Annotated in this window: 21 protein-coding genes; 10 read left to right on the top strand and 11 right to left on the bottom strand. The window is 74.1% G+C overall.

Translation table 11 applies throughout. The annotated features are described in order from the left end of the window. Positions 1–32 precede the first annotated feature (32 nt). The 6 genes from IEZ03_RS16945 (at position 33) to IEZ03_RS16920 (ending at position 6,943) form a co-directional block, all read left to right on the top strand. Positions 33–1,349: a nucleotide sugar dehydrogenase gene (locus IEZ03_RS16945; protein WP_184883411.1), complete on the top strand. Its 1,317-nt coding sequence runs from the start codon at positions 33–35 to the stop codon at positions 1,347–1,349. A 114-nt stretch (positions 1,350–1,463) separates the two neighbouring features. Beyond that, the gene (locus IEZ03_RS16940) at positions 1,464–3,146 is read left to right on the top strand and encodes a glycosyltransferase family 4 protein (protein ID WP_221480666.1); all 1,683 of its coding nucleotides are present in this window, start codon (positions 1,464–1,466) and stop codon (positions 3,144–3,146) included. Further along, positions 3,143–4,423 (top strand): glycosyltransferase family 4 protein, encoded by a 1,281-nt coding sequence (locus tag IEZ03_RS16935; RefSeq protein WP_221480667.1) that lies wholly within the window; start codon positions 3,143–3,145, stop codon positions 4,421–4,423. The genes IEZ03_RS16940 and IEZ03_RS16935 overlap by 4 nt, the downstream gene beginning before the upstream one ends. Next, a complete protein-coding gene (locus IEZ03_RS16930) occupies positions 4,420–4,962 on the top strand; it encodes a hypothetical protein (RefSeq protein WP_184883413.1) in 543 nt (180 codons plus the stop codon). The genes IEZ03_RS16935 and IEZ03_RS16930 overlap by 4 nt, the downstream gene beginning before the upstream one ends. A 5-nt stretch (positions 4,963–4,967) precedes the next feature. After that, complete coding sequence (locus tag IEZ03_RS16925) at positions 4,968–6,347, top strand: glycosyltransferase (RefSeq protein WP_221480668.1); 1,380 nt, start codon at positions 4,968–4,970, stop codon at positions 6,345–6,347. Between the two features lie 14 nt (positions 6,348–6,361). After that, complete coding sequence (locus tag IEZ03_RS16920; RefSeq protein WP_184883417.1) at positions 6,362–6,943, top strand: hypothetical protein; 582 nt, start codon at positions 6,362–6,364, stop codon at positions 6,941–6,943. Positions 6,944–6,948: 5 nt separating this feature from the next. On the opposite strand, the gene IEZ03_RS16915 is transcribed toward IEZ03_RS16920, so the two are convergent. Both IEZ03_RS16915 and IEZ03_RS16910 read right to left on the bottom strand, forming a co-directional pair. Next, a complete protein-coding gene (locus IEZ03_RS16915; protein ID WP_184883419.1) occupies positions 6,949–7,569 on the bottom strand; it encodes an acyltransferase in 621 nt (206 codons plus the stop codon). Positions 7,570–7,961: 392 nt separating this feature from the next. Beyond that, a complete protein-coding gene (locus IEZ03_RS16910; RefSeq protein WP_184883421.1) occupies positions 7,962–8,282 on the bottom strand; it encodes an ArsR/SmtB family transcription factor in 321 nt (106 codons plus the stop codon). Between the two features lie 174 nt (positions 8,283–8,456). Between IEZ03_RS16910 and IEZ03_RS16905 the strand changes: the two genes are divergently transcribed. The 4 genes from IEZ03_RS16905 to IEZ03_RS16890 all read left to right on the top strand — a co-directional run bounded on the left by IEZ03_RS16905 (position 8,457) and on the right by IEZ03_RS16890 (position 12,139). Further along, the gene (locus IEZ03_RS16905) at positions 8,457–9,146 is read left to right on the top strand and encodes an NADPH-dependent F420 reductase (protein WP_184883423.1); all 690 of its coding nucleotides are present in this window, start codon (positions 8,457–8,459) and stop codon (positions 9,144–9,146) included. Then, positions 9,143–9,610, top strand: a complete 468-nt coding sequence (locus IEZ03_RS16900; RefSeq protein ID WP_184883425.1) for a RidA family protein — start codon at positions 9,143–9,145, stop codon at positions 9,608–9,610. The genes IEZ03_RS16905 and IEZ03_RS16900 overlap by 4 nt, the downstream gene beginning before the upstream one ends. 91 nt (positions 9,611–9,701) lie before the next feature. Beyond that, a complete protein-coding gene (locus IEZ03_RS16895; protein WP_184883427.1) occupies positions 9,702–10,259 on the top strand; it encodes a TIGR03086 family metal-binding protein in 558 nt (185 codons plus the stop codon). A gap of 407 nt (positions 10,260–10,666) precedes the next feature. Further along, positions 10,667–12,139 (top strand): AMP-binding protein, encoded by a 1,473-nt coding sequence (locus tag IEZ03_RS16890; RefSeq protein WP_308427977.1) that lies wholly within the window; start codon positions 10,667–10,669, stop codon positions 12,137–12,139. On the opposite strand, the gene IEZ03_RS16885 is transcribed toward IEZ03_RS16890, so the two are convergent. The 9 genes from IEZ03_RS16885 to IEZ03_RS16845 are packed head-to-tail and all read right to left on the bottom strand — an operon-like array spanning position 12,103 to position 20,964. Next, a complete protein-coding gene (locus tag IEZ03_RS16885; RefSeq protein ID WP_184883431.1) occupies positions 12,103–12,552 on the bottom strand; it encodes an acyl-CoA thioesterase in 450 nt (149 codons plus the stop codon). The genes IEZ03_RS16890 and IEZ03_RS16885 overlap by 37 nt on opposite strands. Positions 12,553–12,565: 13 nt before the next feature. Continuing rightward, positions 12,566–14,821 carry an anthranilate synthase component I gene (locus IEZ03_RS16880; RefSeq protein WP_184883433.1) on the bottom strand — a complete coding sequence of 752 codons (2,256 nt, stop codon included), beginning with the start codon at positions 14,819–14,821 and terminating at the stop codon, positions 12,566–12,568. Between the two features lie 48 nt (positions 14,822–14,869). After that, positions 14,870–15,616, bottom strand: a complete 747-nt coding sequence (gene fabG / locus IEZ03_RS16875; protein ID WP_184883434.1) for a 3-oxoacyl-ACP reductase FabG — start codon at positions 15,614–15,616, stop codon at positions 14,870–14,872. After that, positions 15,616–15,876, bottom strand: a complete 261-nt coding sequence (locus IEZ03_RS16870) for an acyl carrier protein (RefSeq protein ID WP_184883436.1) — start codon at positions 15,874–15,876, stop codon at positions 15,616–15,618. Before IEZ03_RS16870 ends, fabG begins: the two co-directional genes overlap by 1 nt. A 37-nt stretch (positions 15,877–15,913) precedes the next feature. Then, positions 15,914–16,714: an SDR family oxidoreductase gene (locus IEZ03_RS16865; RefSeq protein WP_184883437.1), complete on the bottom strand. Its 801-nt coding sequence runs from the start codon at positions 16,712–16,714 to the stop codon at positions 15,914–15,916. Continuing rightward, positions 16,714–17,745 carry a beta-ketoacyl synthase N-terminal-like domain-containing protein gene (locus IEZ03_RS16860; RefSeq protein WP_184883439.1) on the bottom strand — a complete coding sequence of 344 codons (1,032 nt, stop codon included), beginning with the start codon at positions 17,743–17,745 and terminating at the stop codon, positions 16,714–16,716. The genes IEZ03_RS16865 and IEZ03_RS16860 overlap by 1 nt, the downstream gene beginning before the upstream one ends. Next, positions 17,742–18,950 carry a beta-ketoacyl-[acyl-carrier-protein] synthase family protein gene (locus IEZ03_RS16855; RefSeq protein ID WP_184883441.1) on the bottom strand — a complete coding sequence of 403 codons (1,209 nt, stop codon included), beginning with the start codon at positions 18,948–18,950 and terminating at the stop codon, positions 17,742–17,744. The genes IEZ03_RS16860 and IEZ03_RS16855 overlap by 4 nt, the downstream gene beginning before the upstream one ends. Beyond that, positions 18,947–19,828 carry a beta-ketoacyl synthase N-terminal-like domain-containing protein gene (locus tag IEZ03_RS16850; protein ID WP_184883443.1) on the bottom strand — a complete coding sequence of 294 codons (882 nt, stop codon included), beginning with the start codon at positions 19,826–19,828 and terminating at the stop codon, positions 18,947–18,949. Before IEZ03_RS16850 ends, IEZ03_RS16855 begins: the two co-directional genes overlap by 4 nt. Then, on the bottom strand, positions 19,825–20,964 hold the full coding sequence (locus IEZ03_RS16845; RefSeq protein WP_184883445.1) for a beta-ketoacyl-[acyl-carrier-protein] synthase family protein: 1,140 nt from the start codon (positions 20,962–20,964) through the stop codon (positions 19,825–19,827). Before IEZ03_RS16845 ends, IEZ03_RS16850 begins: the two co-directional genes overlap by 4 nt. Positions 20,965–21,033: the final 69 nt, after the last annotated feature.

Genomic DNA, 21,033 nt, shown 5'->3' with positions numbered 1-21,033 from the left:
CCGGCGCGGGGCGTCATGGGGGACGAGCGGTGATGCGGATCTGCGTGGTCGCGCTCGGCAAGATCGGTCTCCCGCTGGCCGTGCAGTTCGCGAGCAAGGGGCACCGGGTGGTCGGCGCCGACGTGGACGAGCGGGTCGTCGCCGACGTCAGCGCGGGCCGCGAGCCGTTCCCCGGGGAGGACGGCCTGGGCCGCCGCCTCGCCGCGGCGGTCGCCGACGGGAGGTTGGCGGCGACGACGGACACGGCGGCGGCCGTCGCGGAGTCCGAGGCGGTCGTCGTGGTCGTGCCGCTGTTCGTCGACGCGGCGGGCGTCCCCGACTTCGGCGGGATGGACGCCGCGACGCGGTCGATCGCGGAGGGGCTGCGCCCCGGGACGCTCGTCAGCTACGAGACGACGCTTCCCGTCGGCACCACCAGGAACCGCTGGATGCCGATGCTCGCCGACGGATCGGGGCTGACCGCCGGGGCCGGCTTCCACCTGGTGTTCAGCCCCGAGCGGGTGCTGACCGGCCGGGTCTTCGCCGACCTGCGCCGCTATCCCAAGCTCGTCGGCGGTGTCGACGACGCGTCCGCGCGGCGCGGCGTCGCGTTCTACGAGCAGGTCCTCGATTTCGACGAGCGTCCGGATCTGGAACGCGCCAACGGGGTGTGGGACCTCGGCTCGGCGGAGGCGGCCGAGCTGGCCAAGCTCGCCGAGACGACCTACCGCGACGTCAACATCGGCCTCGCCAACCAGTTCGCGCGCCACGCCGACGCCATCGGGGTGGACGTCGCCAAGGTGATCGAGGCGTGCAACACCCAGCCGTACAGCCGCATCCACCGGCCCGGTATCGCGGTCGGCGGTCACTGCATCCCTATATATCCGCGTATGTACCTCTGGAACGATCCGGACGCGACCATCGTCCGCGCCGCGCGCGACGCCAACGAGGCGATGCCCGAGTACGCGGTCGGCCTCCTCGCCGGCGCCTACGGCGACCTCACGGGCGCGGCGGTGCTGGTCCTCGGCGCGGCGTACAGGGGCGGCGTCAAGGAGACCGCCTTCTCCGGCGTCTTCCCGACGGTCGAGGCGCTGCGCGCACGTGGGGCCGCCCCGTACGTCTCCGACCCGATGTACACGGCGGAGGAACTCGAAGGTCTCGGCCTGCCGCCGCACCGGGGCGAACCGGTCGCCGCCGCGATCGTCCAGGCCGACCACGCCGAGTACCGCGATCTCGGCGCCGCCGACCTGCCCGGCGTCAAGGCGCTGGTGGACGGACGCCGCGTCACCGACCCGGCCGGCTGGAGGGGCGTCACCCGCGTCGTCATCGGCGCCCCGGACGGGGAGGGCGATGCCCGGACGTCCCGCTGAGCGGGGCCCGCGCCCCGCCGACCGACCCGGGCCGGCCGGCCGCGGCGCCGTGGTCGGCGACGCATTCCACGTCCGGGACCAGGTGGTCCCGGACGACCCAGGCTGGAGGGGCGCATGCTGACCGAAGACAGGCCGAGGGAAGACAGGCCGAGCGAAGACAGGCCGACCGAGGACGGGAAGACCGAGGACGGGAAGACCGAGGGGCAGCCGGCGCCCGCCGTGTCGCGCGGCCGCGTCGTCATGCTGGTCGACAACGACGTCGTGCACGACTCCCGGGTGCAGAAGGCGGCGGCGTCCGCCGCCGCCGCGGGCTGGGAGGTGCACCTCCTCGGCTGCGTCCTGGGCAGGAGGGGCCGCTCCTGGACGCTGGGCGGTGCCCGGGTGCGCCTCCTTCCGCTGCGGCACACGCTCCGCCGGACCCGGCACAGCGTCGTGCGCGCCACGCTGCGCCGTCCGCTCGCGTACGCGCACCCGAGCGTGGCGAACTACCGGCGCCGGCTCGTCCAGTCCCGGCGGGCCGACCTCGCCGCGAGCCGGATCGCGCCCGGGGGCGGCCCGGTGCGCGAGGCGTGGCTGCTGACGCGGCGGGTCTCGGCGAGGCTCCAGGCGCGCTGGGTCGCGGTGCGCGCGCACCGGACGGAGTCGCTCACGGCGGCCCGCAACGACCCGCGCTCGCCCCTGGAGCGGTCCGCGATCAGGTTCTGGCAGGCGCTCCTCGGCGACCGCGCCTGGCGCGTCCTCGACCGCAACCTGTGGGACTGGGACAGCGCGTACCGGCGCGTCATCGACGAACTCGAACCGGACATCATCCACGCCAACGACTTCCGGATGCTCGGGGTCGGGGCGCGCGCCGCGCGGCGGGCGCACGCCCGGGGGCTGCGGACGAAGCTCGTGTGGGACGTGCACGAATTCCTGCCGGGCATGAAGCCGTGGGGCGGCGTCCAGCCGCGCTGGCTGCCCGCCATGTGCGCGTACGAGCGCGAGTACGCGGGCGCGGCCGACGCGGTGCTGACCGTCTCGGACGTCCTCGCCGACCGGCTCGTCGAGCGCCACGGACTGCGGCACCGGCCGACCGTCGTGCTCAACGCCCCGCTCACCGGGGGCGATGCGGACCGCACCGAACCCGTCCCGGACCTGCGGGAGCTGTGCGGGGCCGGCCCGGACGCCCAGATCGCCGTCTACAGCGGCAGGGCCTCTGCGCAGCGCGGCCTGGACGTCATGATCGAGGCGCTACCGCGGCTGCCAGGGCTGCACGTCGCGCTGGTCGTCTCCACTGCCCGGTCCGAGTACCTGCGCGGGCTGCGCGCCCGCGCGGTGGAGCTCGGCGTCGCCGACCGGGTCCACATGCTGCCGTACGTGCCGTTCGACCAGGTCGTCCCCTTCCTGGCGGCGGCCGACATCGGCGTCATCCCGATCCACCACTGGCCCAACCACGAGATCGCGCTGATCACGAAGTTCTTCGAGTACTCGCACGCGCGGCTGCCGATCGTCGTCAGCGACGTGCAGGCGATGGGCGGCATGGTGAAGGCCACCGGGCAGGGCGAGGTCTTCCACGCCGAGGACGTCGACGACTACGTGCGGGCGGTCGAGGCGGTACGGGCCGACCCGCACCGCTACCGCGCCGTGTACGACGACCGGCCCGAACTGCTGCACGAGTGGTCCTGGGAGGCGCAGGCCGAGGTTCTGGACGGCGTCTACAGCGCGCTGCTGCCCGCCGCCGCGAGGACGGCGTCTCCGGCGACGCCCGCTCCGCCGCTGTCCGGCGGTGACCTCATCGGCGCCCAGGAGGAGGGGTGACGCCGACCCGCGCGGCCGGCCGGTACGCGGCGGGCAGGGACGTGGCCGTCGTCGCGCCCTGGTATCCCAACCCGGTGCAGGAGTGGGCCGGGGCGTTCGTCCAGGCGATGGTCGAGGCGACGGCGCCGGGCTGCGACTCGGTCACCGTCTACCACACCGAAGCGTGGTGGCTGCGGCCCGGGCCGGAGTACGCGGCGGCGTGCGCGGCCCACCGGCGGCTCCTGCCGGTCGCGCTGCGCGACGAGCCGGCGGTCGCGGGCGCCCGGCTGGTGCGCGTCCCGGTGCCGGCCGTCCCGGGCCGCACCTTCGCGGAGCAGGCCCGGGAGCACGCGTCATGGCTGCGTGAGGCGCTGGGCGGCGAGCCGATCCCGGCGCGGGTCGTGCACGCGCACGTGGGGCTGCGCGGGGGATGGACGGCGCTGGAGAACGCCCGCCCGGACGCCCGCGTGTTCGTCACCGAGCACGCCTCCTACCTCGACCAGGTCCTCGCGCAGCCCGACTCGCGGGACATGTACGAGCAGGTCCTGCACCGCTGCACCGGCTTCTTCGCGGTGACGGACGTGCTGCGCGACCGGCTCGCCGAAGCCTTCCCGGCGCTCGCCCACAAGATCGAGACGATCTCCAACCCGGTCTCCTTCGAGTCGCCGCGGCCGCGTCCCGTCACCGGGCTGCGCCGCTGGCTGTACGTCGGCACGCTCGTCGAGCGCAAGGGCGTCGACCTGCTGCTGGAGGCGTTCGCCGAATGCCGTGCCGAGGACCCCGGGCTGACACTGTCCATCGCCGGGTCGGGCGAGCTGGCCGGACGGCTCGCGGAACGGGCCGCCGGGCTCGGCGTCGGCCGCGCGGTGTCGTTCCTCGGCGCGGTCGCCCCGGACGAGGCCGCCCGGCTCATGCGGGAGCACGATCTCCTCGTGCACGCCGCCCGGTGGGAGACCTTCGGCGTGACGATCGTCGAGGCGGTCGCGGCCGGCCTGCCGGTGCTCGTCACCCGCTGCGGCGGCCCCGAGCGGACGCTGGCCGGCATCGAGAGCGCCGCGGGGGAGATGATCGACGTCGCGGAGGACGCGGCGTCGATCGCCGCGGGCTACCGCCGGTTGCGCGACCGCTTCCCGGACGGCCTCGACCTGGCGAAGGCCCGCGAGGTCCTGGACGGGCGCTTCGGGTATCGCGTGGTCGCCGACGTCCACCACCGGTACTGGTTCCCCGAGCCGGCGGCCGTCGGCGCGGACGACAGCGCGGATGACGATGTGCCCCCCGATGGGGGGAGCGGCACGTGAACGTGCTCTTCGTGGCCCTCGGCGCCTCCCGCCGGCCCGCGGTGATCCGGGAATCCGCGCGGGTCGTCGCGGAGCGCGGCGACGCGGCCGTGCTCATCCGCGGCGCGTCGGCGTGGACGGGGGACCCGCTCCCGGACGGCGTCGACGCCATCGAGCTGCCCGCGCTGGAACGCCGCTACCGTCCCGCCGCGATACGGCTCCTGCTGTACCGGATTCCGCGGCTGCTGCTGCACGTGCTCCTCCCCGGACCGCTCCGCGGGATCGGCGACCGCGTCGATGCCGGATACCGGCGGCGCGTCGCGAACCGCGTCGACGACCGGCTGGCCCGCCGCTACCGGCGCGACCGCGCCGCGGTCCGCCGGCGGGTGATCGAGCGCGAGCTGCGCACGCGGTCCGTCGGCCTCGTCGTCGTCGCGGACCCGCAGTCGCTGGTCACCGTGGCCGAGCTGGCGGACGTGATCGCCGGCGCGGGTGCGCGGCCGGCCTACTCCATCGCCTCCGCCGCCGGGCGGCCGCCGGCCGGCCGCACCCGGGGATGATTCCGATGACCGAGCGCCGCCCGCGCCTGCTGTACCTCGCCTTCTACTTCCCCCCGTCCCGCGCCAGCGGGGTGTTCCGCCCCCGGGCGACCGCCAACCGGCTGGCCGAGCTGGGCTGGGACGTCACGGTCTTCGCGGCGCCGCTGCCGTTCCTGCACGGGACGCTCGGCTCGGTCGACGACAAGCTGATGGAGACGATCGACCCGCGGATCACCCTGGTGCGGCCCGAGCTGAACCGGTTCGCATGGCAGACGGACCTGCGCGAGTACAGCGCGTTCCGGGGGACGTTCCCGCAGCTCGCCCAGTCGCTGTACACGTGGGGACAGGAGCACGTCTTCCCCGAGCACTACGCGTCGTGGGCGCGCGCCGCCGTCCGGCGGGCGGTGCGGATGCACGCGCGGCGCGGGTTCGACGTGGTCCTCGCGACGGGGAACCCGTTCGCCTCGTTCGCCGCCGCGTGGCTGTTCCGCAAGCTGACCCGCACCCCCTACGTCCTCGACTACCGGGACTCGTGGACTCTCGACCAGTTCAGCGAGGAGCCGAGGTTCGAGGACGGGCATCCCGCGTGGCGCTGGGAGCGCCGGGTGCTGGAGACCGCGGCGAACTCCCTGTTCGTCAACGACGCCCAGCGGTCCTGGCACGCCGACCGCTACCCGCGGGCGGCCGGCCGCATGATGACGGTCCTGAACGGCTGGGACGCCGACACCCTCCCCGAGACCACCGAGCCCCCGCCGGCCGCCCGTGCGGAGACGGGCGGGCACGCGCCCCGGTTCTCCTTCGTCGGCACGATCACCGGCCAGCAGCCCATCGAGGAACTGGTCGAGGGGTTCGCCCGCGCCCGCGAGCACTCCGACATGGTGCGCGCCGAACTCGACCTCTACGGGTACTTCGGGTTCTTCAAGGGCGCCGAGACCGTGCTCCGGCGGCGGTTCAACGCCGGAACCGCCGGCGGGGACGGCGATGAGCGGGTGCTCGCCCCCGGGGTGCGCCATCGCGGGGCCGTGTCGAAGACCGACCTCGGCGACGTCTACCGGGACTCCGACGTCCTGGTGTTCCTGAACGGCGGTGGCCGCTACGTCACGTCCGGGAAGATCTTCGAGTACATGGCGGCGGGCCGTCCCATCGTGTCGGTCCACTCGCCCGGGTCGGCGGCCGAGGAACCGCTGCGGGGCTATCCGCTGTGGTTCAACCCCGGAGGGCTCGATCCGGCGGACATCGCCGTCTCGATGGTCGAGGCCGCGAAGGCGGCGGCCGGCCTGGGCGAGCGGCAGGTGGCGGAGGCCCGCGCCTACGCCGGCCGCTTCGAACGGAACCGCACGCTGGAGCCGCTGGTGCGGCGGCTGGCCGAACTGGCCGCCCGTGGACGCCGCGCGGGAGGCCGCTGATGCCGGGAGGCGGCATGGACGGTGCGCGGGCCCCGCGGGTGCTGGTCGTGGCGATGGACCCCGGGCTGACCATGGACCCCAGGCCGAACGTGAAACCCGTCCGCCAGTACCGGCGGATCATCGGGCTGGCCGGTCACTTCGCGGCGGCCGAGGGGGCGCGGGTCGAGCTGCTGACCGCCGAATCGGACGGCTGGGACGACCTGGACGGACGGGTCCGCCTGCACCGGCTCGACCGAGCCGAGGCCGGGCATCCGCTGCTCTGGCTGGAGCGCACGCTGGTCTTCAGGCTGCCGCGGCTCGTCGTGCGGCCGGTCGCGCGGCGCGGCCGGCGGGGCGCACGGCTGGACCGCGCGCGGACCATGGCCTCGCGCCGCGTCCACCGCCGGCTCTTCGTGCCGTTCTACCGGCACGTCCGGCCGCTGCTGCTGGCCCGTATCGCGCGGCGGCACGTCCTGCGCGACGTCGACCCGGCCGGGCTCGCCCGGGTCGTCGTGATGGACCGCACGTCGGTCCCGTTCGCCCGGTGGCTGGCCCGCCGGAACCCCGGCCTCATCGTGACGACGCGGCAGGACAGGAGCCTGGACGCCGCACCCTGAGCGGCTCAGCTCGTCGCGGCCATGACCGTCGCTCCGGAGCCGTCGGCGGCGGGCGACGCGATGTAGCGCTCGCCGGTCTCCGGGCACTCCCACGTGCCCGGCTCGCCCGGCCGCTCGGCCAGCCGGGCCCCGGCGCGGCCGACCCAGCCGATCCGCCGGGCGGGCACGCCCGCGACCAGCCCGAAGTCGGGAACGTCGCGGGTCACGACCGCGCCGGCCGCGACCATCGCCCAGCGCCCGACGCGCACCGGCGCGACGCACACGCTGCGCGCGCCGAGCGAGGCGCCCTCGGCGACGTGCACCCCGGCGGCCTCCCAGTCGGCGGCCCGCTTCAGCGTCCCGTCCGGGGTCACCGAGCGGGGCGCGCGGTCGTTGGTGAGGACGACCGCGGGCCCGACGAACACGCCGTCCTCCAGCACGGCCGGCTCGTAGACGAGCGCGTGGTTCTGAAGCTTGACGTTGTCGCCGATCCGCACGCCCGCGCCCACGTACGCGCCGCGCCCCACGATGCAGCCCGCGCCGAGCCGCGCGCCCTCGCGGACCTGGGCGAGTCCCCACACGGTCGTCCCGTCGCCGAGTTCCGCGGACGGGTCGACCTCGGCGTTCGGCAGGATGCGGTGGCTCATCGGCGTCCCTCCGTGGAAACTCCCCCCGGGCCCGGCCACAGTGCGCTGCGGTCGAGCGGACATGCGAGCGGCGCGGCGACGCCAGCGACGCCGTCACCGGACCGAGCATGCCCTACCCCTCCGGCGGCCGCACGCCGACGCGCCAGGCCCCGGCATGGAACGCTCATCGAGTCGCGTGTCGAGGCGGGCGACCGGCCCATCGACGTCCTGGGCAAGATCATCAATTCGGACGCCGAGGCGCTCCGGGACATCGGCTCCACCATCGACGCGGAGCAATCGGACAGCGCGGTCGACGCGCTCCACGGGGCCGAGCGGATCCTGCTCGTGGGGGTCGGCACGTCGGCTCCGCTAGACGACCTCCGGCACGGCGGCGGTATCCGAAAGCCGTCGTGTCAGAGCTCCCTGGCCAGGACCTCGGTGAAGGCGCGGATCGCCGCCTCGTCGCGCTTGTAGTACTGCCAGGCGCCGACCTTCTTCCGGGTGACGAGGCCGGCCTGGTGCAGGACCTTCAGGTGGGCCGAGACAGTCGGCTGGGACATGCCGGCGCGCTCCTGGATGACCGACACGCACACCCCCTCGACGTCGAAGTCGCCGACCGCCTGGTGGCCGAAGTTCGCGGCGGGGTTCTTGAGCCAGCGCAGGATGTCCAGCCGCGCCCGGCTGGACAGGGCGCGCAGCACCTCGAGATCGACCCCCTGCACCACCTCGCTCATGCAGTCAGCGTAGCCGCAGCCAGGGGGCGCCCCCGACCGCCGACGAGGGGAAGTGCATAGGCAAATTGCGATTTAGCTATATAGCGGTGTACGTTGATCACATCCCGGCCGGCCCGCGTTTCCGCGGAGGGTCGCGACCGTCCGGGACGGCGGACACGACAGAAGGGAACCGCAATGAAGATCGGCATTCTCGGCACGGGACGGATGGGGGTGCGGCTCGCGGCGATGTACGCCCGCGCCGGACACGACGTGGTCCTCGGCTCCCGCGACACCGCGCGGGCCGACAAGATCGCCGCCGGCCTCGGCCTCCCCGGTCTCACCTCCGGCGACCGCGCCCGGGCCCTCGACGCGCCCGTCGTGCTGCCGGCCATCTTCCTGCGGGACGGCCTGCTGGCACAGCTCGAACCGCTGCGCGAGACCCTGCGCGGCAGGATCCTCATCGACATCACCAACCCGTTCAACGCCGACTACAGCGACTTCATCACCCCCTGGGACACCAGCGGCGCCGAGCAGATCGCCGCGACCCTTCCGGACACCCGCGTCGTCGGCGCCTTCAAGAACGTCTGGTGGGAGGTCTTCGACAAGCCGGACTTCGGCGGCCTCGTCAGCGACGTCTACGTCGTCTCCGACGACGCGGACGCCAAGCGGCAGGTCATCGATCTCGGCGCGGGCACCCCGTTCCGCTACGTCGACGCCGGCCGGCTTGCCAACGCCCGCACGGTCGAGCGCATGACGCTGCTGAGCGGCGAGCTCGGCACCCGGCTCGGCTACTTCCCCCGCATGAACTACGCGCTGCTGGGGGAGAGGTGGCAGCCCGGCCAGGCCGACCGGGTGGGCGGGCTCATCGCCCGGCCCACCGGATGAGCGCCCCGGCCGCACGCCTGCGAGCCGCGGGACTGCACCTGCCCGAACCGCCCCGGCCGCTCGGCGGCTACGTACCGGCCGCAGCGGCGTCGGGCCTGCTGTTCCTCAGCGGGATGCTGCCGCTGCGCGACGGCGCCCCGCTCGTCACGGGACGCCTCGGCGCGGAACTCGGCACGTCCGAGGGCCGGGACGCGGCACGGGCGGCGGCCCTCAACGCCCTCGCCGTGATCGACGCGGCCACCGGCCTGGAGCAGGTCACGCGCGTCGTGAGGCTTGCCGTCCACATCGCCTGCGATCCCGGTTTCCGCGACCACGCGGCGGTGGCCGACGGGGCCTCGGAGGTCTTCGACACCGCCTTCGCGCCGACCCGCCACACCCGGCTGGTCTTCGGCTCGGTCGCGCTTCCCGGCGGGATGCCGCTGGAACTCGACCTCATCCTGGAGTCGACCGGCGAGCCTTCCTGACCCGCCTGCAACCGGTCCCGCAGCGGCCCGGGGCGCCCGTCCAGTTCCGGCGAGTCAGTCCACCCATCCGTCGAATTCGGAAGGCATCCTCATGAGCGATCTGCTCTGGTTCGAAGCGACCGCACTGGCTCTGATCGGCCACGACGTCGCCCTGGTCCCCGACTCCGCGATGGCGAGTCCGACCCCGTGCGACGGGTGGACGGTCACCGATCTGCTCAACCACATGAACGAGCGCCATGAGGCCATCGCGCGGGCGGTGCTGCCGCCCTTCGAGGCGAACGGCGACCCCCGGGACGACTTCGCCCGTATCGCGGCGCGCTGTTTCGCCGTCCTCGAACAGGCCGGCGAGACGGTGCTCATCCCGTGGCTGGGGGAGGTGCCGACCGAGATGGTGCTGGGCGTCCACGCCGTGGACATGCTGGTCCACCGCTGGGACCTGAACCGCGCCCTCCACACCACGCCCGGCGTCCCGGCCCGGCTGGCCGAGGCGGCGCTGCCGCTGGCCCGGGCCAATACCGCACCGGGCAGCCCCCTCAACGGCCCCGGCGGCGTCTACCGCGCACCCCTCGCCGAAGATCCGGCCCGCCCCGCGATCGACAACATCGCCGCGCTCCTGGGCCGTGATCCAGCCTGGTCCCCACCGGCCTGACCCGGTGCCCCGCGTCCCTTCCCCCGATCGGAGCCGTCCCGTGCGCCGCCGGCCATTCGCTTTCGCGAAACACATGCTCTCCGCCGCCACCACGAGCCGTACAGAGAACCGGACACTGTGAATCCATCCGGTTACGGGCGGATACCGCAACGCACGGTGAACAGATCAACTCGATGCCCACATAATTGCGCCGTGCGAGATCGGATCGCGCGCTATTCGAATGCTTGATCCGGGCTATCTCGCATGGCATAGTCAAACTTATGCATTTATTGCCTTCGGCTCACGTTGACCCGTTCTGTCGAGACAATCTTCCGCCCGCGCAACAGTGGCCGGAACTGCTTTTCGGGCTGCCGGAGCTGCAATATCCGGAACGCCTGAACTGCGCGGCGGCGCTGCTGGACGCCTCCGTGGCCCGCCACGGAGGGGACCGGCCCTGCCTGCTGACCGGTACCGAGACCTGGACCTACGGCGACCTGCTCCGCCGCGCCGACCAGACCGCCCGGGTGCTCACCGAGGACTTCGGCCTGGTGCCCGGGAACCGGGTCCTCCTGCGCGGCCCCAACACCCCCTGGCTGGTCGCGGCCTGGTTCGCCGTGCTGAAGGCCGGGGGCGTGGCGGTCACCACCATGCACCTGCTGCGCAGCGGCGAGATCGGCGCCCTTGCCGCGCTCACCGAGCCGGACCTCGCCGTGTGCGACCACCGCTATACGGCCGAGCTGTCGGCTGCGGTGCCCGGTCTGCCGACCCTGGTGTACGGCGGCGGTTCCGGTGACGACCTGATCCGTCGCAGCGAGGCCAAGGACCCGGGTTTCCCCGCGGTCGCCACCTCGGCCGACGACGTGGCCCTGCTCGCCCCCACCTCGGGGACGACCGGCGTCCCGAAGATCACGGCGCACTTCCACCGGGACGTCCTCGCGATCAACGACACCTACGGCCGGCACGTCCTCGGCGCCCGTCCCGGCGACGTCTTCGCCGGCACCCCGCCGCTGGGGTTCACCTTCGGCCTCGGCGGGCTCGTCGTCTTCCCGCTGAGCGCGGGCGCCGCCGTGCTCCTGATCGAGCAGGCCACCCCGGACGGGCTGGCCGACGCCATCGCGGACCGCGCGGTGACCACGCTGTTCACCGCGCCCACCATGTACCGGGCGCTGCTGGCCACCGGGAAGGCCGAGGCCCTGGCCGGCCTCCGCACCTGCGTGTCCGCGGGGGAGCACCTGCCGGCCGCCGTATGGCGGGAGTTCCACGCCGCGACCGGGGTGGAGGTCCTCGACGGCATCGGCTGCACCGAACTGCTGCACATCTTCATCTCCGCCGAGCGGGACCGGATCCGCCCCGGGTCCACCGGGCGGACGGTACCGGGCTACCGGGCGGCCGTCCTGGACGAGGAGGGGCGCCCGGTGCCGGACGGGGAGGCCGGACGCCTCGCCGTCCGGGGCCCGACCGGCTGCCGGTACCTCCGCGACGAGCGGCAGCGCGGCTACGTGGCCGACGGCTGGAACATCACCGGGGACACCTATGTCCGCGACGCGGACGGCCATTTCTGGTACCAGGCCCGCAGCGACGACATGATCGTCTCGTCCGGCTACAAGATCGCCGGGCCGGAGGTGGAGCAGGCCCTGCTCAGGCACCCGGACGTCCTGGAGGCGGGCGTGGTGGCGGCCCCCGATCCGCTGCGGCAGTCGATCGTGAAGGCGTACGTCGTGCTCCGGGACGGCGCGTCCGCCGGTCCCGGCAAGACCGCCGAACTGCAGGACTTCGCGAAGCAGGAGATAGCGCCGTACAAGTACCCCCGGTCGATCGAGTTCGTCGACTCCCTGCCCCGCGGCCTGACCGGGAAGCTCCAGCGCTACCTGCTGCGCGAGTCGGCGGCCAAGCAGGTGTAGCGGTCCCCGCCGCCCGCACCTCGGAGCACGCCCGCCAGACCGGCCCGGAGATGGTCCGGCCACCGCGCCGGGCGGCCGTCGTCGCCGATGTGCACGACGGTGTGCCTGCCGCTGACACAGGTCTGCCCGCCGCTGACGACCGTCCAGCCGAAGGTGACGGAACTGGTCTTCATGCGCTCGATTCCGATGCGCACCTCGAAATTCTGCCCGAATCGCAGCGGCCGGTGATAGGCGGCCTCCGTCGAACGCCGCGGATAGGTGCCCGCTTTCTCGGTATCCCAGCCGAGTGCGCGGAGAAAGGAATGCTCGGCGGCTTCGGCCCAGCGGAAGACCGCCGACCAATGGATGCGCCCTCCGGCGTCCGTGTCCGCCCAGCGCACCTGCATTTGCTCGACGTGCAGTGGTTCGACCATTGGTCACCGCCAATCAATCGGCAGCGCGCGAAGGCACCGGCCCGACGCGCGCATGGTGAGCCGCGGGCGGATAGTCGCCGCGCGGGGCGCCGGGAGAGCGCGAGCGCATCCGCTCCCGGCACAGATCGAGCACGTTGGCGATGATCCGGTGCCCGGCCCGGCCGGACGCGGTGAGGATCGACTCCGGATGGAACTGCACCGCCCAGCGGCCCGCCGCCGGATCCTCGATCGCCATCGCTGCCCCGTCCGGGGACACCGCCGTCACGGCGAACCCGCCGCGCACCTCGTCCGGCGGTGCGTACAGCGAGTGGTACCGCCCGGCGGTGAACTCCGGGCCGAGGCCCTTCAGCAGCGCGCCGCCGGACACCCGCACCAGCCCCCTCTTGCCGTGCTCGGGTTCCGGCAGCACCGACAGGGTCCCGCCCTCGTACTCCACCATCGCCTGCAGCCCCAGGCACGTCCCCAGCACCGGAAGTCCCCGCCGGTACACCTCGTCGAGCAGCCCGGCGCATCCGAAGTCGGACGGCCGCCCCGGCCCCGGCGACAGCACCACCAGGTCCGGCGCGTACTCGTCCAGCAGTTCGGGCTCGAACCCGTACCTGAGCGTGGTGACCCGCGCCCTCTGCTGCCGGAAGTAGTCGCCCAGCATGTGCACGAACGAGTCCTGGTGGTCGACCAGCAGTACGCGCACCGGCGCGGACCTCCCCATGCCGGACGGGTGCGCCCCCATGGCGGCACCGATGGAGCGGCCGGCGCCGGGTCCGCTCCGCGGGCCCGCTTCCGCCAGCGCCTCCAGCAGAGCGCGCGCCTTGATGCGCGTCTCCTCCTCCTCGGCCTCCGGCACCGAGTCGAACAGCAGCGTCGCCCCGGTCCGCACCGCGGCGACGCCGCCGGTGATGTGCGCGGTCCGCAGCGTCAGGCCGGTGTCCAGCGACCCGTCGAACCCGATCCGCCCGACCGCGCCGCCGTACCACCGCCGCGGGGCGTCCTCGTTGTCCTCGATGAACTGCATCGCCCACGCCTTGGGCGCCCCGGTCACGGTCACCGCCCACATGTGGGTGAGGAACGCGTCCAGCGCGTCGAACTCCGGACGCAGCCGCCCCTCGACGTGGTCCACGGTGTGGATGAGCCGGCTGTAGACCTCGATCTGCCGCCGCCCGATCACCTGGACCGACCCCGGCAGGCAGACCCGCGCCTTGTCGTTGCGGTCCACGTCGGTGCACATGGTCAGCTCGGACTCGTCCTTCGCCGATCCGAGCAGCGCGGCGATGTTCGCCGCGTCCTCCAGCGGTCCCTCGCCGCGCCGGATCGTGCCCGCGATCGGGCAGGTCTCCACCCGGTCGCCGGTCACCCGAACGTACATCTCCGGTGACGCGCCGACCAGGTGCTCTCCGGCCCCCAGGTTGAAGAGGAACTCGTAGGGGGCGGGATTGCGGCGGCGGAGCGACCGGTAGAGGGCCGCCGGCGAGCCGCATCTCCCGTAGAACACGTGGCTGGGCACCACCTCGAACAGGTCGCCGCGGGCGAACCGCTCCCGCGCCCGCTCGACGAGCGCGGCGTACGCCCCGGGCCGGGGATCCGCGCGTCGCGGCGACCTGTTCGCCGGGGCCGGCGGCGGCCCGCCAGGACCCGTCGGCGCTGTCTCCCTCGGGAGGCCGGACGTGGAGGTCCCGCCCACCTCGAACTCGTAGGAGTAACGCGTCGCCTCCTCCCGCCCGTGCTCCGCCACCCAGATCTCGTCCGGCAGGTGGAGCACCATGTCGCGCTGGGCCGCCGGACGTTCCAGCCGTTGCCGCACCGGCTCGAACTGGAACGCCAGGTCGTACCCGAACGCCCCGTAGAGGCCGAGGTACGGGTCGTCGAACCGGAACGCCGCGGCGATGGCCCGCAGCGCGCTGAACACGGTCGGCCGCCGGGTGCGCTCCTCCTCGGGGACCATGCGGTCCGGTTCCGGGATCACGACGGTGTGCTCGCCCGGCTGCCCGCCCGCCTGCCCGCCGGCGTCCCGGCCGGCCCGGCGCATCGCCGCCACGATCACGGGCAGGACCACCCGGCCGCGCTCGTTCAGCGCCCGCGCCGTGCACCGCCGCCCGGACGCGACGATCTCGACCGGCGGGTCGGTGTACGCCACGGCCCGGCGGCGGTAGCGCCCCGGATACTCCATCCCGGAGCTGAGCGCGCCGCCGCGCCGCGAGTCGGCCAGCCCGGCGATCCGCTCCAGCTCGGCCGGATCGCAGGGCGACGCCCTACGGGTGATGTCGATCAGCATCTTGTCGGCTCCAACGTGGTCCCGCCGCCGGTCCCCGCGGGCGGGAGGTCAAAGGGAGAAACCGCCGTCGATCCCCAGGACCTGCCCCGTGATGTAGGAGGAGCGTCCGGAGATCAGGAAGGACACGAGGTCGGCGACCTCGTCCGGGGTCCCGGCCCGGCGGAGCGGGATCCGGTCGAGCTGCCCCTTGCGCTTCTCCGGCCCGAGTTCCTCGGTCATGTCCGTCGTTATCAGGCCGGGCGCCACGCAGTTGGCGCGGACGCCGAACCGGCCGAGCTCCTTCGCGATCGACTTCGTGAAGCCGACGATCCCGGCCTTCGACGCGGCGTAGTTCGCCTGGCCGACGTTGCCGTAGATGCCGGCCACCGAGGAGATCGTGACGACGGCTCCGCTGTCGTGCCGCATCAGCGACCGGGCCGCGGCACGGCAGATGTGGTAGGTGCCGTCGAGGTTCGTGCGGATGACCGCGTCCCATTCGTCGTGGGTCATCCGGGCGAGGGGGCGGTCGCGCACGATGCCGGCGTTGGCGACCACCGCCGCCAGCGGGCCGAGCTCGTCCTCCGCCTCGGCGACGAGCTCCTCCGCCTGGCCCGTGACCGAGACGTCGGCCTTGCGGGCGAGCACCCGGGCGCCGTAGCGGCGCGCCTCGGCCGCGACCTCGGCCGCCTTGTCCGGGCTGGACAGGTAGCAGAACGCCACGTCGAAGCCGTCGGCGGCCAGGCGGACGACGGTGGCGCGCCCGATGCCGCGGGATCCGCCGGTCACGATCGCGACCGGCCGCCGCTCGTCCGCCATCAGCCCGTCCCGACCTTGGCGGCGATGAACCGGTGGATGACCGACAGCGAGGTGAAGGTCGAGATCTCCTCCTCGTCGATCTTGATCCGGTACCGCTTCTCCAGCTGGACGGCGATCTCCATCGCCGCGAGGGAGTCCACTTCGAGGTCGCCCGCCAGGTCGGCCTCGTCGGTCACCTCCTCGACCGGAAGCTCGATCTCCTCCGCGATCAGCGCGCGGATGTCGTCGATGTCGACCGCGGCGGCCTGGTTGTCTGACACGGTGCGGCTCCTTCTGATCTCGGTTCCTGCGCTGTCCTCATCGGACGAGGGCCTCTCCGCCGTCGACTCCGATGACGTTCCCGGTGAGCCATGACGAGTCGCTGGACGACAGGGTGACGATCGCCTCCGCCACGTCCTCGGGACGCGTCAGCCGCCCGCCGGGATTGATCTCGCGGCACTGGGCGATGATCTGGTCGCTGCCCGGGATCTTCCGCAGCGCCGGGGTGATCGTGGTGCCGGCCCGGATCGCGTTCACCGCCACGCCCCTGGGCGCGAGTTCCACGGCCAGGTGGCGGACGTGGGACTCCAGCACCGCCTTCGCCGCCGCCACCGGCGCGTAGTTGGGCAGCACCCTGGTCCCGCCTGTGCTGGTCATGGCGAAGATGTTGGCCCCGCGCGGCAGCAGGTCCGCCTCCAGCAGGTCCTGGGTCCAGTACACGAGGCTGTGCCCCATGACGTCGACGGTCATCGCGAGCTGCTTGGCGGTGGTGCCGGGCTCCCGGCCGTCCGGCGACGGGAGGAGGGACGTCAGCGTCCCGTAGGCGACCGAGTGCACGACGACCCGGAGCCCGGCGCCGGCCGTCAGCTCGCGGATGACGGGGACGAGTTCCGCGCGGGCCTGCTTCGACGCGATATTGCGATTGAAGAAATGCGCCGCGACGCCGAGGTCGCCCAGTTCCCCGGCGTGCTGCTCCGCCTCCTGCCGGCCCTCGGCGAGGTCGAAATGCACCCCGATGATGCCGCAACCCGCCTCGGCCAGTGCCCGCGCGGCCTCCAACCCCATGCCGCTGGACACCCCGAATATCAGGGCCCACGCACCCTTGAGCGGAACGAACATCAGTTCTCCTTCCCCTTCGCGGCCGCCCCGCGCGGCGCCACGGTCAGCTCCGCGAACGCGACCGTGCCCTGGTCGGAGGCGGCCAGGACCCCGCGCCGGACGGGGGCCGTGTGCTCCTGGGCGAACAGGCCCAGGACGCGCTGCAGCGGGACGAGGCAGCCGGCCTGCGCCGTGCTCGGGACGATGACGACGGCGACGCCGTGCTCGCCGGTCAGGCGGTCCAGCCACCGGGCGGCGGCCGTCCCGACCGCGGAGTCGTCCAGCACGGCGTCGATCCGGTCCGGCGGGTCGTCGCCCACCAGGGCGGCGAGGACGGCGGCGGCGTCGCTCGCGGCCGCGGCGGGATCCAGGAACGTGCCGCGCGCCCTGCACGTGCCATAGCGGGCCTCCCCTTCCCCGGGAGGCTCGCAGTGCAGCACGACGGCGCCCGCCTGCAATCCGTTGGCCGGCGACTGGGCTGATGACGACTGGGCTGATGACGACTGGGAGGGTGACGACTGGGAGGGGGAGAGCGCCTCCTCGACCGCGCCCACGAGAACCGTCCGGGCCCGTCCGGCGGCGACGGCGCGGACCGCGGTCTGGATCGCGTCGAGACCGGCCGTGAGCGGGGAGTTCACGGTGAGGTTGAAGCCGGTGATGTCGTGCTCCATCGACAGCCGGCCGGCGAACGAGCTCATCGCTCCGAACGGCGTGCTGGAGGGCGGCAGCTCCTCGGCCCCCTTGTCGACGATCGTGCGGTCCAGCTCCTCCAGCAGGGCGGCGCCCGTGTTGTTGATGGCCACCACCGCGCCCCGGTGCTCGCGCGGGGTCTCCGCGAAGCGGCCCCCGGCGTCGCCGACCGCCAGCCTCGACGCGGCGAGCAGGTACTTGGACGCGTCGGGCAGCCGCCGGTAGCCGCGCCCCGGCAGCGCGACCTCCGTACGGAACCAGCCGGGCGGCGCCGGCGCGGCCGGCGCCAGCGCGTCCTCCGGCCCGGAGACGCCCGGCGCGACGATCCCCAGGCCGGCGACGGCAAGCTCCCCGGAACTCATGGCGCCCCCTCCGCATCCCCGGTGAACTCCCTGACGACGAAGGACGTGTTGTTGCCGCCGAACGCATAGGTGTTGACCATGACCGCGGGCTCCTGCAGCGGAACGGCGCGGTCCTGCGGAAGCCAGACGTCGCACTCGGGGTCCTGGTCGATCGGGACGTTCGCCGGGCTCCTCCGGTGCCGCAGCATGAGCGTCGCCGTGAGGCAGGCGAAAACGCCCGCCGCGCCGGTCGTGTGGCCGATCATGGCCTTGAGCGAGAAGAGCGGCAGCTCGCGCGTCCGTTCGCCGAACACCCTGTGCAGGGCCCGGCTCTCCACCACGTCGTTGAGCGGCGTCCCCGTGCCGTGGGGGATGACGCAGCCGATGTCGGAGCCGCTCATGCCCGCGTCGGCCAGCGCCTCGGTCATCGCGCGGACGATCTGGTCGCCCGACGGATCGGGAGCCGTCGCGTGGTAGGCGTCGCAGCTCCAGGCCGCGCCGGCCAGCTCGGCGTACGGCTCGGCGCCGCGCCGCCGGGCGTGCCCGGCCGCTTCGAGCACGACCACGGCCGAGCCGTCGCCGAACATCGTGCCCGCCCGGTCGCGGGCGAACGGCCGGCACCGCACCGGGTCCGCGGCTCCCAGGCGGTTGAACGCGCCCAGCCCGACCCGGGTGATCCCCTCGGCACCGCCGACCAGGACCGCCGCCGCCTCGCCCGCGCGGATCATGTCCAGCGCGATCGCGAGCGCGTAACCGGTGGCCGAGCACGCGTTCCCCACGCTCGTCACCGCGGCCCGCGAGCCGATGGCCGCGCCCACGACGGCGGCCGTGGGCGCCAGCGGCGTCCACACGGGGTCTCCGGCGCTGCGCCGGGTCTCCTGGACGTCCATGTTGCCCATCTCCACCCCGAGCAGCACGGGGACGTCGCCGCACGCCCCGGGCTCCAGGCCGGCGTCGGCGAGCGCCTGCCCGGCCGCGGCGACCGCCAGGCGCGGGCCGGTGCCCAGCGCCGCCCCGGCGTGGTGGGACGGCTCGGCGGGCACCTGCGCCCGGTCGACGAGGTACATCTTCTTCGCCCGCATGTTGAGGTGCGGCATCGGAACCTCGACCGGTTCTCCGCCGCCCGCGAGCAGGCCGTCCCAGTACGCGTCGACATCGGTGCCCGCACACGAGATCGTGCCGAGACCGGTGATCACCGCACGCCGGTCGCCGTCGGACGGGTTCATGCGGGCCTCCCCTGGGGTGGCGTGAGCACAAGTGCCGCGACGGACGACCCGTCGCCCTCCTCGGTCCCGGCGCCGGCCACGGCGAGCACCGCCCGCGGTTCCGGTCCCGCCACGGCCTCCAGTTCCGCCACGGCCATCGCGCACTGCACCACGCCCAGTGCGCCGGAGCACCGCCCGTACCGCGCGTTCGGCTCGCCGCCGAGCCGCCGCCGCACCGCCGCGCCGCCCGCGGCCTCGACGGCGGACCGCTCGTCGTCCGCCCTGCCGAAGCCGGCGATCTCCGCGCGGATCCGCGCGCCCCGGTCCGCCGCGTGCCGCACGGGCTCGACCACCAGGCCGACGGCCCCGTCGATCCACCCGGTGCCGCCGGCCTCCCGGTGCAGCCTCGCCACCGGCGGCGTGTCCGGTTCCATGCCGATGACCAGGGCGGCCGTGGCGCGGCCCGCCGCGATCAGGTTCCGGGCCCAGGCGACGGCGTCGAGCCCGCCCGAAGCGCCGCTGGACAGCGTCAGGTTCGGGCCGCGCATCCCGTGGTCGAGCGCGACCCAGGTCGCCGCGGCCGCGCTCGACAGGTGCGGCACGCGCATCGGGCTCGTCCCGGCGCTGCCCTCGCCGTCGATGGTCGCGACGAAGTCGCAGACCGGGCCGAGGTTCCCGAAGTTGCAGGACACGACCACCGCCGCCCCGTCCAGTTCGGGGGCGTCCAGCAGACCGGCGTCGCCGAGCGCCCGCCGCGCCGCCCGCAGCGCGAACCGCGAGGAGCGGTCCTTGTGCCGCATGCCCCGCACGGCCAGTTCGGTCTCCGGGTCGAAGTCCGGTCCCGGCACCGCCCAGCCCACACCGGTGATCGCCGTCCGCACGGTGGCCGGGGCACTCATCGCGCGGCCCCTTCCACGATCGCCACCGCGTTGATCCCGCCCATGCCGACGGCGTGGACCTGCGCGGTGCCGAACGGCCCCGTGGCCGGTCGCCCGGACACGAGCCGCAGGTGCCCCGCCTCCTCGATCGGGTCGGCGAGACCGCTGATCGGAGGCAGGGTCCGGGAGCGGATCGACTCCAGGGCCACGACGAGGTTCAGCAGCCCGGCCCCGCCGGAGACGTGCCCCGTGCCGCCCTTGACCGCGGTGACGAGCGGGCCGGGATCGGCGGCCTTGAACACCTGTTCCAGCGCGACCGCCTCGGCCAGGTCGCTCTGCGACGTGCCGCTCCCGTGCACCACCACCAGGTCGATGTCGCCCGGAGCGAGCGAGGCGCGTTCGTGCGCCTCCTCGATCGCCCGGACGATCCCCGCGGGATCCGGCGCCGTCGCGTGCGCGGCGTCGCAGTTCATGCCGACGCCCCGGACCCGGCCGCGCACCCGTCCGGGATCGGCGCCGGCGCGCCGCAGCACCACCGCCGCCGCGCCCTCGCCCATGATCATGCCGCGGCGGGACCGGTCGAACGCGCGGATCGTGTCCGGGGGCCGCGGCTGGATGCGGTCGAAGCCGCCGAACGAACTCTCGGTGATCGAGTCGGTGCCCGCCACCACCACCGTGTCGGCCTCGCCGGACGCGATGAGGTCGGTGGCCATCCCGAGGCCGTACAGCGAGGCCGCGCAGGCGCTGGTGACCGTGTGGACGTTGTGCAGGCCCAGGGCGGAGCGCAGGGCCGGGGTGAAGTGGAGATCGGCGGGGGAGAGGGGGGCTTCGCGCCGCCACCAGAGTTCGGCGGTCCGCATCTCCCGGTGCGTGGTCCCGACCAGCACCGGCGTCCGGGGCTCCGGTTCCGGCAGTCCCGCCTCGGCCAGGGCCTCCCGGACGACGCGGACCAGCCAGCGGGTCGCCCGGAGCGGCTCGTCCACGCCGGGACGCGCCCGGTCCGGCACCTCGTACGCGGCTCCCGCGCGGTACCTGGACGAGTCGAACGCCGAGAGCGGCGCCAGGCCGGACCGCCCCGAGCACAACGCCGCATGGATCGCGGGAACGGTGTCCCCCAGCGCGCATATCGCGCTCATCCCGACGAGATCCCAGCTCACCGGCGCACCTCCCGCGGGCCGGTGCCCGGCTCCGCCGGGGGCGCCGGCGGACGGTGCGCGGGGGTGCCG

The sequence above is a fragment of the Actinomadura livida genome, assembly GCF_014648675.1.
Classification (GTDB): Bacteria; Actinomycetota; Actinomycetes; order Streptosporangiales; family Streptosporangiaceae; genus Spirillospora; species Spirillospora livida.
The sequence above is the reverse complement of the archived record's forward strand: the minus strand, read 5'-3'. Positions and strand labels throughout refer to the sequence as shown.

Excerpts from the sequence above, each read along its gene's own strand:
- IEZ03_RS16945 (WP_184883411.1), top strand. The coding sequence starts at position 33 with ATGCGGATCTGCGTGGTCGCGCTCGGCAAGATCGGTCTCCCGCTGGCC.
- IEZ03_RS16940 (WP_221480666.1), top strand. The coding sequence starts at position 1,464 with ATGCTGACCGAAGACAGGCCGAGGGAAGACAGGCCGAGCGAAGACAGG.
- IEZ03_RS16925 (WP_221480668.1), top strand. The coding sequence starts at position 4,968 with ATGACCGAGCGCCGCCCGCGCCTGCTGTACCTCGCCTTCTACTTCCCC.
- IEZ03_RS16920 (WP_184883417.1), top strand. The coding sequence starts at position 6,362 with ATGGACGGTGCGCGGGCCCCGCGGGTGCTGGTCGTGGCGATGGACCCC.
- IEZ03_RS16915 (WP_184883419.1), bottom strand. The coding sequence starts at position 7,569 with ATGAGCCACCGCATCCTGCCGAACGCCGAGGTCGACCCGTCCGCGGAA.
- IEZ03_RS16910 (WP_184883421.1), bottom strand. The coding sequence starts at position 8,282 with ATGAGCGAGGTGGTGCAGGGGGTCGATCTCGAGGTGCTGCGCGCCCTG.
- IEZ03_RS16905 (WP_184883423.1), top strand. The coding sequence starts at position 8,457 with ATGAAGATCGGCATTCTCGGCACGGGACGGATGGGGGTGCGGCTCGCG.
- IEZ03_RS16900 (WP_184883425.1), top strand. The coding sequence starts at position 9,143 with ATGAGCGCCCCGGCCGCACGCCTGCGAGCCGCGGGACTGCACCTGCCC.
- IEZ03_RS16895 (WP_184883427.1), top strand. The coding sequence starts at position 9,702 with ATGAGCGATCTGCTCTGGTTCGAAGCGACCGCACTGGCTCTGATCGGC.
- IEZ03_RS16885 (WP_184883431.1), bottom strand. The coding sequence starts at position 12,552 with ATGGTCGAACCACTGCACGTCGAGCAAATGCAGGTGCGCTGGGCGGAC.
- IEZ03_RS16880 (WP_184883433.1), bottom strand. The coding sequence starts at position 14,821 with ATGCTGATCGACATCACCCGTAGGGCGTCGCCCTGCGATCCGGCCGAG.
- fabG (WP_184883434.1), bottom strand. The coding sequence starts at position 15,616 with ATGGCGGACGAGCGGCGGCCGGTCGCGATCGTGACCGGCGGATCCCGC.
- IEZ03_RS16865 (WP_184883437.1), bottom strand. The coding sequence starts at position 16,714 with ATGTTCGTTCCGCTCAAGGGTGCGTGGGCCCTGATATTCGGGGTGTCC.
- IEZ03_RS16860 (WP_184883439.1), bottom strand. The coding sequence starts at position 17,745 with ATGAGTTCCGGGGAGCTTGCCGTCGCCGGCCTGGGGATCGTCGCGCCG.
- IEZ03_RS16855 (WP_184883441.1), bottom strand. The coding sequence starts at position 18,950 with ATGAACCCGTCCGACGGCGACCGGCGTGCGGTGATCACCGGTCTCGGC.
- IEZ03_RS16850 (WP_184883443.1), bottom strand. The coding sequence starts at position 19,828 with ATGAGTGCCCCGGCCACCGTGCGGACGGCGATCACCGGTGTGGGCTGG.